We start from the raw sequence: 12,090 nt of genomic DNA, 5'->3' as shown, positions 1-12,090 counted from the left end.
TGTTTTGTCAGATAAGTTACAAATAGACTGCTTGTGGTGCCTTTAAAAAGCAAAAGTTAATTATGCAAAACGGCGGACTTCACCTTTGCCTGCTACGTTTTCTACACAGCGTCCACATATTGCGTTATGTTCAGCGTGTGTGCCGATATCTGTCGCAAAATGCCAACAACGTGGGCATTTCTCACCTTCTGCGCGTTCCACCTTGACTGCTAAACCTGCTAATTCACCTTCTGCAACATCAGCCTCACTTAGTGGTTTGACAATGGCTTGTGAGGTAATTAATACAAAACGAAGTTCATTACCTAATTGGTGTAATAATGGTAGCATTTCATCGTTAGCATAAACTATTACTTTTGCTTCTAAACCTGCACCGATAGTTTTTTCATTACGTGCTTGTTCTAAAACCCTATTAACTTCTGCTCGAATATTAATTAATTGTTGCCAGTAATTATCATCTAATTTATCGTGGCAGTTTAGGGTAAATAATTGGCTATAAAATTGTTCGGTAAAGACAAATTCAGATCTGCCTTCTACCGTCGGTAAATGGCTCCAAATTTCATCAGCAGTAAATGAAAGAATAGGTGCAATCCAACGTACAAGCGCTTCAGCAATATGCCATAGTGCCGTTTGGCAACTGCGGCGTGCAAGACTATCCGCTTTGGTTGTATATTGGCGGTCTTTAATAATATCTAAGTAGAATGATCCCATTTCGATTGAGCAAAAACGCATTAGGCGTTGCACCACAGTGTGGAATTGATAATGCTCATAGGCTTCGATAATATCGTTTTGTGCTTCCAATGCACAACTCACTGCCCAACGATCTAAAGCAATCATCTCATTTGGCTTGACTTCGTCACGTGCTGGAATGAAGCCATTTAAATTAGATAATAAAAACCGAGCGGTGTTACGAATACGGCGATAAGCATCTCCAGCACTGTTTAAGATACCGTGTGATACTTTCATTTCAGCGGTGTAATCGGTTGAGGCAACCCATAGGCGTAAAATATCTGCTCCGTTTTTGTTCCATACTTCTGATGGTACAATAACGTTACCGATCGATTTTGACATTTTGCGACCTTTTTCATCAACCACAAAGCCATGTGTTAATACTTGCTGATACGGTGCTTTGCCATTTGTTGCACTGGCAAGCATTAATGAAGACATAAACCAACCACGATGTTGATCTGAACCTTCAAGATACATATCGGCTGTTTGACCGTTAAATTCTGGGCGTTGTTCTACTACAGAGGCATAAGTTGAACCAGAATCAAACCATACGTCTAAAGTGTCTGGTACTTTGTGATAATGTTGTGCATCTTCACCTAATACTTCGGTAGGATCTAAATCCCACCAAGCTTGGATTCCTTGTTGTTCAACACGTTGCGCCACTAATTCGAGAATGTCTAATGTGCGAGGATGTAGTTCTTCTGTTTCATTATGTACGAACATGGCCATAGGTACACCCCAAGTACGCTGGCGTGAAATACACCAATCAGGGCGGTTAGCAACCATAGTATCAATCCGCGCTTCGCCCCAACTTGGGATCCAACGAACTGTTTTAATTTCAGCTAACGCTTGAGCGCGTAAGCCTTGTTTTTCCATACCAATAAACCATTGTGGCGTAGCACGGAATATGATCGGTGTTTTATGGCGCCAACAATGTGGATAGCTATGTTTGATGCGGGCTAATTTTAATAATGCGCCTGTTTCTTTTAATTTTTCAATGACTTTCTCATTTGATTCAAATACGGCTAGTCCAGCAAAAAATTCAACATCTGATTTGAATTTACCATCGTTGCCAATTAAACCGGCCATTTCAATGTTGTTTTTACGTGCAATAATAAAGTCATCTGTACCGTGATCAGGCGCAGTATGTACCAAACCAGTACCACCTTCAATAGTCACGTGATCGCCAAAAATGAACGGCACATCAAAAGCATAGAATGGATGGTGAAAACGTAATAATTGCAATGTTTCGCCTTTGACCGTTGCTAAAATATCAAAGGATTCCGCTTCAATCGACTTGGCTACTGATTCAACGAGTTCAGTTGCTAAAATTACCCGTTCATCAGCAAGTTGAACGAGCGCATATTGAAGTTCGGGATGAATTGCAATAGCACGGTTAGATGGCATTGTCCAAGGTGTTGTTGTCCAAATAATTGCTGAAATTGGCCCCTTCCCTTTGGCGTTGAATAGGGTTTCAATTGCAGTTTCATCGCAGGCTTTAAAACGAACATAAATAGAAGGTGAAACTTTGTCTTCATATTCTACTTCGGCTTCGGCTAAAGACGATCCGCAGTCTAAACACCAATGCACCGGTTTAGAACCTTTATATAAATGGCCGTTAGCAATTACTTTAGCCAAAGTACGGATAATGTTCGCTTCAGTGTTAAAATTCATGGTTAAATATGGATTATCCCAATCACCTAACACGCCCATACGAATAAAATCTGCTTTTTGTCTATAGACTTGTTCATTCGCATATTCACGACACGCTTGGCGGAATTCAGCAGCGCTGATTTTTTCATTAGGGTTACCCACAATACTTTCGACTTTTAATTCAATCGGTAAGCCATGGCAATCCCAGCCTGGTACATAAGGGGAGTCAAAACCAGAAGCGGTTTTTGACTTCATAATAATATCTTTTAAAATTTTATTAACAGCGTGACCTAAGTGGAGATTGCCATTTGCATAGGGAGGGCCATCATGCAGAATAAAGGTTTTTTTGCCTTTAGAGGTTTGGCGAATTTGTTGGTATAAATTTTTGTCATACCAATTCTTTAGCATTGCAGGTTCGCGTTTAGCAAGATCGCCACGCATAGGAAACCCTGTTTCAGGTAAGTTTAATGTATCTTTATAGTCGGTCATTTATGTTTCCCTGTTAATAAAATTTAATGTGTTGTTATTTTGTCTTGGGTAATTGATTAAAAAATTCAACCGCTTGTTGACAATCTTTTTCAATCTGCTCTTTTAGTAAGCTAAAACTAGCAAATTTTAGTTCATCACGGAGTTTTTTTATAAAAATCACTTCAATGATTTGATGATAAATAGCGTTATTAAAGTCAAAAATATGTACTTCTAATAACGGTTTTGTGCCGTTAATGGTTGGCCTATTTCCTACATTAGCAATGCCATTGAAGCGCCCGTAAATGGTTTGAACTTCTACAATGAACACGCCTTGAATCGGCGTTACTAACCGATTCAGCATAATGTTTGCAGTTGGGAAGCCAATTGTTCTACCGAGTTTATTGCCGTGAGCAACACGTCCACTGATTGAATAAGGTTTACCAAGTAAATTTTCTACTAAGGCTAAGTCATTTTGTTGTAACGCTTGTCGGATTAATGAACTACTAATTCTGAGTGTATCAAAGCGATGAGTGTGGCTTTCTTCAACTGCAAAACGATGTGTTAAGCCTGCATTTCGTAGCATTTCAAAATTACCACGACGTTCAATACCAAAACGAAAATCATCGCCAACACTAAGATAACGAACTTTCAATTTTTTTACCAATAATTCAGTAATAAAATCTTCCGCCGAATATTTCGCAAATTTTTGATTGAAATTGACACAAAGTACAAAATCAACCCCCATTTCAGCTAAATATTTCAGCTTATCGTGTAAACGCATTAGCCTTGCTGGTACAGCGCTAGCGGTCTGATTTTGGCTATTTTTAGCAAAAAATTCACGCGGTTGAGGTTCAAATAGCATAACCACTGAAGGTAAACCGATAGCTAATGATTGATCGCATAAACGGGCTAAAATATTTTGATGGCCTATGTGTACACCATCAAAATTGCCAATGGTTAATACACAACCTTTTTTTAGTGCATCATAGTTAGCTAAATTGTGAAAGCCACGGATTAATTGCATTAAGTTGTTTGCCAAAGATAAATAAAAAATTGTTCTGATTATAACGGTTATCGCTAAATAAAGGAAAAAAAGCGCGCATATTCTTGCAATTTTTTGCAAAAAATATGCTTAATTAAACAGAATTAAATGTATTCGATAGTTATTTATTATTTTTGTTGTAATTTAAAAAGTTTTTTCTATTTGGCTGGTATGACCTTTTTGCAATGGAACATCAAACGATTTTATTAAAATATTGCATAACAAAACCATTTTAATGGATAATTTAATACTCAAATGCTACATTTTTTTTTATCATAGCCGTTTTATTTGAGGACTAAAGAATGACAAATTTTGCTTATCTCCAACAAAAACGCAAACAATTAAAGATGAAAGTTAATGATGTTTGTGGACAAGCGGGCGTGACTAGAGCCTATTTTAATCAATTGGTTAGTGGAAAAATTAAAAATCCAAGCGCTAATAAATTAAATGCATTACATCAGGTATTAAATATCGTTGAAGATATGAACCAGCGGGTTGGAGTTATCTTTGGCAAGTTTTACCCGGTACATACCGGACATATTAATATGATTTATGAAGCGTTTAGTAAAGTGGATATATTACATGTGGTCGTGTGCACGGATACTGAACGTGATCTTGAACTCTTTAAAAATAGTAAAATGAAACGTATGCCGACTAACGAAGATCGTCTCCGTTGGTTACAACAAATTTTTAAATATCAACAAAAGCAAATTGTTATTCATCATTTAAAAGAAGACGGTATTCCTAGCTATCCAAATGGTTGGATTGATTGGAGTGAGCGCGTTAAAGAATTATTTGCTGAGAAAAATATTCAGCCCAAAATAGTGTTTACCAGTGAAAAACAAGATAAAACATCTTATGAGCAATATTTGAATCTAGAAGTCTGTTTGATGGATCCTGAGCGTACATCTTTTAATATCTCAGCAACGCAAATTCGCAATAATCCATTTAAATATTGGCGCTTTATCCCGAAGGAAGTTCGGCCATTCTTTGTTAAAACAATTGCTATTGTCGGCGGGGAAAGTAGCGGTAAGTCAATATTAGTCAGTAAATTAGCGAACGTATTTAATACCACCTCAGCGTGGGAATTCGGCCGTGAATTTGTTTTTGAACGTTTAGGCGGTAATGAACAGGCGATGCAATATTCTGATTACCCATTAATTGCATTAGGCCACCAACGTTATGTTGATTATGCAATGAAACACGCCCATAAAGTCGCATTTATTGATACCGATTACATTACCACCCAAGCATTTTGTATACAATATGAAGGAAAAGCGCACCCTTTCTTAGAAACAATGATTAAAGAATATCCATTTGATGTAACTATTTTATTAGCCAACAATACCAAATGGGTAGATGATGGCTTACGTAGTTTAGGATCTGCTAAACATCGGCAGAAATTTCAGCAGTTGCTGAAAAAATTACTAGAAAAATATAATGTACCTTATATTGAAATTGAATCTCCAAGCTATTTAGATCGCTACAATCAAACTAAAGAAGTAGTCGAAGCCATTTTAAAAGATGAACCGATTCCATTAGTATGTAAACAATATGCTCAGCAAGAAATGGAAAGCGAAGCATGATTCTATTTGCAGGCGACCCACATGGTAATTACCAACATCTTGCTACTTTTTTACAACAATGTGGTAAAGCAAAAGAATAACTGGCATTAATTATCTTAGGAGATCTACAACTTTCTTCAACAGAAGCGTTAGATCGATTAGCAGAATATTGCGAGATTTGGTTTATTCATGGTAATCATGACAGTAAAACAGTGACGGCATTTGATACGCTTTGGAACTCACATTGGAAAGCCAGAAATTTACATGGCAGAGTTGTTGAAATTCAAGGTATTAAGATTGCAGGATTAGGTGGAGTATTTCGTGGCCATATATGGATGCCCCCTAATAGACCAATGTTTTTTGATCCAATCCATTATTGTCAATATTGCCAGCAAGAACGAATTTGGCGAGGAGGATTACCGCTTAGACATCGCTCTTCTATTTTTCCATCTGATATAGAAGCTTTGGCAAATCAGCAAGCGGATATTTTAATTACCCACGAAGCACCACGACCTCATCCGCAAGGTTTCGCGGTGATTAATCAACTGGCGAAAAAAATGGGCGTGAGCAAGATCTTCCATGGTCACCATCACGATAACTTTGATTATGCACCAATTAATCGCAATAAACATTGTGAGCTATTTAATATCGGCTTTAGAAGTCTAGCGGATATAAATGGTAATTATTTAATTATAGGCATTGATGATCAAGAACATCGTTAAGCATAAAAGTAAGAATATGGCAATCTACCGCCATTTTTAAACGAAATTATTGATCTAAATACTGATTTAGCATAATAAAAAGTGGATTAACCCTTTCTAGTGAGGGAGAAGAACGGTAAAATTGGCACAATTTTGCAACAATAATTCAACAGATTGCAATAACAGATTATCTAAAATTAATAAAAAAGGCTAATACAATGCAAAATCCACAAATCTTGATTGTTGAAGATGAACTGGTTACCCGTAATACATTAAAAAGTATTTTTGAAGCTGAAGGGTATGGAGTATTTGAAGCGTCTGATGGCACAGAAATGAACACTATTCTGGCGCAGCAAACAATAAATCTCGTGATTATGGACATCAACTTACCCGGTAAAAATGGTTTAATGCTAGCACGTGAGTTGCGTGAAAATACTAAAATGGCCTTAATGTTTTTAACGGGACGTGACAATGAAGTTGATAAAATTTTAGGTTTAGAGATTGGGGCGGACGACTACATTACTAAACCATTTAATCCAAGAGAATTGACGATTCGTGCACGTAATCTCTTACATAGAACGATGCTTGAAAAAGATAAAGTGAGTCATAGCGAACAGCAAGAAAGTTATCGTTTTAACGGTTGGACGCTTGATGTTAATAGCCGAAGTTTAATTACACCAGAAGGTGAAATAAATAAATTACCACGCAGTGAATTTCGAGCATTGTTACACTTCTGTGAAAACCCGGGTAAAATTCAGACCCGTGAAGACTTATTATTGAAAATGACCGGTCGGGAATTGAAACCTCATGATCGCACAGTAGATGTGACGATTCGCCGTATTCGTAAACATTTTGAAGATCATCTCAATACCCACGAAATAATTGTTACTATTCATGGCGAAGGCTACCGTTTTTGTGGTCAGATAGAGTAAAAAAACTTTAGCATTGTCATATTTTAATGCTTTTCAGCCAACAAGTAAGTAAAGGTAAAAGATTGTCTAATGCATATCTTTTAAAGGTTTTTTTTATAGAATGTACCACGTATTTGTTCAGGAAAGAGGTATTCTATGAAAAATAATGTAGCAATCTTAACGCTTGTTGGTTTATTCTCTGTATCAGCATTTGCCGCACCAGTAGGTCAAACTTTTACTGGTATGGGAATAGGTATTGATTTAGACACAGCAAAATATACATCTCATGGTCAAAACGGCAAACGTAAGACTAGCCCAATGATCGTTTTAGATTATGGCATGGACTATGGCAATAATTTAGTGGGGATCGTGCAAGCAAAGGCTAAATTGAATAGAACAAAGATAGCAAATGATTTAACTCAAAAAAATAAATACACGGTTGCTTATCAACAAGGTTACCGTGTAGGTTCAGATTTATTGCCATATGTTAAAATTGATGCTAGCCAAACTAAAATTGGCGATACGAATTATCGTGGTTATGGTTATGGCGCAGGTGTGAAATATGCGGTATCAAGTAATATTGAAGTTGGCGGTGAATATACACATAGTCATATCAAAAGAAATGGTAACAAGCTAAAAGGCAATGAATTAGTTGCACATGTTGGTTATCGTTTTTAACTTCCTATTAGATTTATAGGCAAGTTTCCCATTCTAAAAATACCTATGATAGGAGTTTATTACTGAAATAAACTCCTATATTAAGTGTAGTTTTTTAGTAGAATTACTAAAGATCGATAACCTTGCTTTTCTCTTTTAATATTGTTTACTGTATATGTAAGTAAGTTGATATGTACTTTATTCTATAAGTAAATTTATTAAAGTGCAATGCTTTTTTATCATTAATAAACTATATGCTAAATCTAAATGATATAGCCCGATATTTTATATTAGTAATTTGATGTAAAGGCTTTACTCTAGGTTATTTTAAAGAAGATCAGATAACTACCTATAATTCTATAGTGTAGCATTCACAAAAAGTTGGATGCTGCGAAAAAAGAGATGTTAAGTATATGATAGGAAATCTGATAAACAGCCAAATACTCTAATCAAGTTGACGTTTTAATAAAATTTTAATGTTTTTATGAATGAGCGGTTCTATTTTGAACTTCAAGTAATCACTAAATAAATATTGATTAGGCTTCACATTATGAATGTGTAAGTTACCATATTTCTTTATGTTGTGTGTATTTGAAAACAGTTTATTAATCCTTACTTGTAAGTAGTCTTGTGTTACCTCATTTATCCTATTTTTTACTTTACTGTCTCGTTTAATCATTAACTTAAATTATAGAGGTAAAAATGAAAAAAAGTATTTTAGCAGCACTAATATCGGGAACAATAAGTATATCAGCTATGGCTGCTCCTCCAGCAGGGGAAGGTATTGTTAACTTTAAAGGTACAATCGTTGAGGCTGCTTGTAGTGTTGATCCTAGTTTTACTAATCAAACTGTTGATTTAGGGCAAACTGCAGCAGCAAAATTAGTAAAAGGTGGAACATCTCGTCCTGCTCCTTTCACAATTAAATTAGTTGATTGTGAAACAGGCGGAAAAACTAAAAAAGCACATATTGCTTTTACCGGTAATATGGATAAAGAAGTTGAGAATGGCTTAGCTATTCTTGGTCAAGCAAAAGGTGCTGCTATTCAAATTACAGGTCTTGATGGTAAGCCAGTAAAATTAGATGGTTCAAAAACTAATGTAACCATTCAAGAAGGTGATAATTCATTACAATTCTCTGCTTATCTTAAAGGTTACCCAACGGCAGCTGTTGGTAGAGATGATGGTGGTCCAGTAGGCCCAGAAGGTAAAGCTATTGTAGCTGGGGAATTTACTTCTTTAGTTAACTTTACTATGAGTTATGAATAAAAATTAAATAGTGTGCTAGTTATAGAGGAATAGGATAGATGTTAAAGCAAGCATTATTACAAAGATGGTTTATTTTGCTTGTTATGAGTTTTGATTCTCCTTTACTACATGCTATAGGGTATGGTGCAGGTTTCGTATCAATGAATGGTAGAGTTGTTGATGCTGCCTGTACCATCGCTATGGATTCACCTTATCAAGATATTGAAGTATTGCTTTTAGAAAAGCAAACTTTAGAAAAGGAATTTGAAATTCAATTAGTCAATTGTAATTTAGCTCAGTATCACAAACCTAAACCTAATTTGCATATGTTGCATATGCTCTTTCGTAATTCTGAAAGTGACTTAACTAAAAATGATAAGGATCTGATATATATAAGAAGAGTGCAGTCTCCTTTTTCTTCTAGTAAATTATTTTTTGAGCAAAATTTCATCCCTCCTAGTATGCTATTAAAGTACCGAGTACATTTAATTGCGAACTCAAAATTATTTCAGGCTGGTGATTATCAAAGTTTAATTCATTTTAACCTTGATTATTACTAATCCTTAGTTTCAAGTTTAATGAATATTAAAAAAAGGGGATATTTTGTCTTTTGCAAAAAAAGATTACTTTGCTATTTTTTTATTGCTCTCAATGCTACCTTTATTAATGACAAGCAGTAATGCTTTAGCTATGCAAGATATTGAATTTAATACAGATACACTAGATCTAGAAGATAAAGAAAATATTAATTTAGGTTATTTTTCGCGGGCTAATTATTTGATACCCGGATCCTATAGCGTAGAGATTAAGGTCAATAATAATAATTTGTCAGAGGAAGAAGTCGTATTCTTGGCACCAGAAGATGATCCCAAAGATAGTGTTGCATGTTTATCTCCAGAATTAACCGATAAACTAGGGCTTACGGATAAATATCAAAAACAGTTGACGTGGTGGTATGATAATCAGTGTTTAAATTTTGATAGTCTTCCTGGCATACAAGCAAAACCGGACTTAGCGTCTTCCTCATTACATATCAGCATACCACAAGCTTATTTAGAATATAGTGCTATTGATTGGGATCCAACTTCTCGTTGGGATAATGGCATTCCTGCGATTTTACTTGATTATAATATTAATGGAAATATTAGTCGTTTTGGTAAGGATAAAAGGTATGCATTAAATGGTACGGGTGTTTTAGGGCTTAATTTAGGCGCTTGGCGACTTAGAGCTGATTGGTATGGTCATTTAGATAATAATTCAAGTGTTTTTGAGCAAATGAATAATGAGCGTGTTATTCAATGGAATCGCTTCTATGCTTTTCCGTGCATTAACTAACCTTAGCGCTAGATTAACCTTAGGTCAAGATTATCTTAATTCTAATCTATTTGACTCATTTCGTTTTCTTGGTGCCGGCTTAGAATCTGATTTAAATATGTTGCCTCCTAATTTACGAGGCTATGCTCCAGAAATAACGGGGATCGCAAAATCTAATGCGACGGTCAACATTAGCCAAAAAGGACATGTTATTCATACTGAAAAAGTGGCCGCTGGGCCCTTTCGTATTCAAAATTTATATGATGGAGTTCGAGGAAAACTAGACGTTAAAGTCGAAGAAGAAGATGGTAGTGTCCAGCAATATCAAGTGGATACTGCAAATTTGCCTTATTTAACTAGGCCAGGCCAAATACAATATAAATTAGCATTAGGTCAACCCAATGTTGAGCGTGATTACCAGCGTCAGAATTTTGCTATGGGAGAGCTTTCGTTTGGCGGAGGTAATGGCTGGTCATTGTTTGGCGGTGCAATTGTGAGTAATAACTACCATGCTATTTCAGCCGGGATTGGACGTGATTTATTAGCTTTCGGGACATTATCATTTGATATAACACAATCTTTTGCGCGTTTGGCAGAGGAAAATAAAAAACTTAGAGGTAGCTCATATCGAGTTAACTATGCGAAATACTTTGATTCTATAGACAGCCAAATTCAGTTTTCTAGTTATCGTTTTTCTGAACAAAACTTTATGAATCTATTAGACTTTTTAGAGGTTAATCATACAGGTATTCGTTATGGTAGTAGTAAAAACCAATATGTTGTTTCTATGAGTAAAAATTTTAACAATATAGGAATGTCAATGGTTTTGAATTATAACTATGAAACATATTGGGATCAGGAAAGCACCAACTTTTATAGTTTAACTCTTTCTAAAGCATTTGATATTGGCAAATTAAAAAATGTCAATGTTAACTTATCCATAAATCGTAACATCTACAATAATGTTATTGATAATAGCATTTATTTATCCACATCATTTGCATTAAGCAATGGTGGGAATATGAGTTATTCGTTGAGTAATTCGCGTTATGAAACGTCTAATCGGTTAACGTATAGTGATATTTTTGATGAAAGAACCAATTACCAATTGAGTGTAGATGCTAGCGGTAAATATAAAAGCGGTAGTGCATATTTGAATTACCAAGGGGACACTGCCCATTTTTCGACGAGTGCAAGTTTCTCAAATAATCAAAGTTCATTTAGTATGGCCGCATCAGGGGGCGTAACACTAACAACCGAAGGTGTAGCAATGCATAGAATGGGAAGTCCGGGTGGCACACGTTTATTATTAGATACAGATGGTGTTGCTAATGTTCCTGTTAGAGGATTTGGTGCATCGGTCAAAACGAATTTATTTGGTAAGGCTGTTGTAGGTGATGTGAGTAGTTATTATCGTAACAATGTTCAAATTGATTTAAACACATTATCTGATGATATTGATGTTCAGCAATCAGTTGTACAAGCTACCTTAACTGAAGGCGCAGTAGGTTATCGTAAATTTTCGGTTGTTTCTGGACAAAAAGTGATGACAACATTGCAAACGGCTGATGGTAATTCCATACCATTTGGCGCACAAGTTATGAATAAGAAAGGGCAGAATACAGGAATTGTTGATGATAATGGTAATGCGTATATTACTGGCGTTGAACCAGGATCAATAATGACAGTGCAATGGAGTAATAAGGATAAATGCGAAATAAAATTTCCTAAAACCATTGATGTTAATATCCCTTCTTTACTGTTGCAATGTACACCTATGGTGAAGCATTAAATAACAACAATAT

The 12,090-nt window shown here is 35.6% G+C and carries 9 protein-coding genes and 1 pseudogene; 8 read left to right on the top strand and 2 right to left on the bottom strand.

Going from position 1 to position 12,090, the window contains the following annotated elements; genetic code table 11:
- Positions 1–60: 60 nt before the first annotated feature.
- Entirely contained in the window at positions 61–2,868 is a 2,808-nt protein-coding gene (gene ileS / locus BMX01_RS04185) for an isoleucine--tRNA ligase (protein WP_074647825.1), read from the bottom strand.
- 34 nt (positions 2,869–2,902) lie between these two features.
- Positions 2,903–3,871 (bottom strand): bifunctional riboflavin kinase/FAD synthetase, encoded by a 969-nt coding sequence (ribF, locus tag BMX01_RS04180; RefSeq protein ID WP_064082267.1) that lies wholly within the window; start codon positions 3,869–3,871, stop codon positions 2,903–2,905.
- A 320-nt stretch (positions 3,872–4,191) separates the two neighbouring features.
- Between ribF and nadR the strand changes: the two genes are divergently transcribed.
- The 8 genes and pseudogenes from nadR to BMX01_RS04145 all read left to right on the top strand — a co-directional run bounded on the left by nadR (position 4,192) and on the right by BMX01_RS04145 (position 12,077).
- Positions 4,192–5,475, top strand: coding sequence for a multifunctional transcriptional regulator/nicotinamide-nucleotide adenylyltransferase/ribosylnicotinamide kinase NadR (nadR, locus tag BMX01_RS04175; protein WP_064082266.1), 1,284 nt, complete (start codon positions 4,192–4,194; stop codon positions 5,473–5,475).
- A pseudogene (locus BMX01_RS04170) lies at positions 5,472–6,176 on the top strand (metallophosphoesterase family protein). The gene nadR and the pseudogene BMX01_RS04170 overlap by 4 nt, the downstream one beginning before the upstream one ends.
- Before the next feature lie 197 nt (positions 6,177–6,373).
- Positions 6,374–7,087: a two-component system response regulator ArcA gene (gene arcA / locus BMX01_RS04165; protein WP_064082265.1), complete on the top strand. Its 714-nt coding sequence runs from the start codon at positions 6,374–6,376 to the stop codon at positions 7,085–7,087.
- 135 nt (positions 7,088–7,222) lie between these two features.
- Positions 7,223–7,744 carry a porin family protein gene (locus tag BMX01_RS04160; protein ID WP_064082264.1) on the top strand — a complete coding sequence of 174 codons (522 nt, stop codon included), beginning with the start codon at positions 7,223–7,225 and terminating at the stop codon, positions 7,742–7,744.
- A 735-nt stretch (positions 7,745–8,479) separates the two neighbouring features.
- Positions 8,480–8,992: a fimbrial protein gene (locus tag BMX01_RS04155; RefSeq protein ID WP_232008221.1), complete on the top strand. Its 513-nt coding sequence runs from the start codon at positions 8,480–8,482 to the stop codon at positions 8,990–8,992.
- Between the two features lie 38 nt (positions 8,993–9,030).
- The gene (locus BMX01_RS04150; RefSeq protein ID WP_064083413.1) at positions 9,031–9,531 is read left to right on the top strand and encodes a fimbrial protein; all 501 of its coding nucleotides are present in this window, start codon (positions 9,031–9,033) and stop codon (positions 9,529–9,531) included.
- Between the two features lie 43 nt (positions 9,532–9,574).
- Positions 9,575–10,306, top strand: a complete 732-nt coding sequence (locus BMX01_RS07855) for a FimD/PapC N-terminal domain-containing protein (protein ID WP_197719027.1) — start codon at positions 9,575–9,577, stop codon at positions 10,304–10,306.
- Complete coding sequence (locus BMX01_RS04145) at positions 10,254–12,077, top strand: fimbria/pilus outer membrane usher protein (protein ID WP_197719026.1); 1,824 nt, start codon at positions 10,254–10,256, stop codon at positions 12,075–12,077. The genes BMX01_RS07855 and BMX01_RS04145 overlap by 53 nt, the downstream gene beginning before the upstream one ends.
- Positions 12,078–12,090: the final 13 nt, after the last annotated feature.

The sequence above is a fragment of the [Haemophilus] ducreyi genome (assembly GCF_900109315.1).
GTDB classification, from domain to species: Bacteria; Pseudomonadota; Gammaproteobacteria; order Enterobacterales; family Pasteurellaceae; genus Haemophilus_B; species Haemophilus_B ducreyi.
Note: the sequence above shows the minus strand (reverse complement) of the source record. Positions and strands in the feature narration are given on the sequence as shown.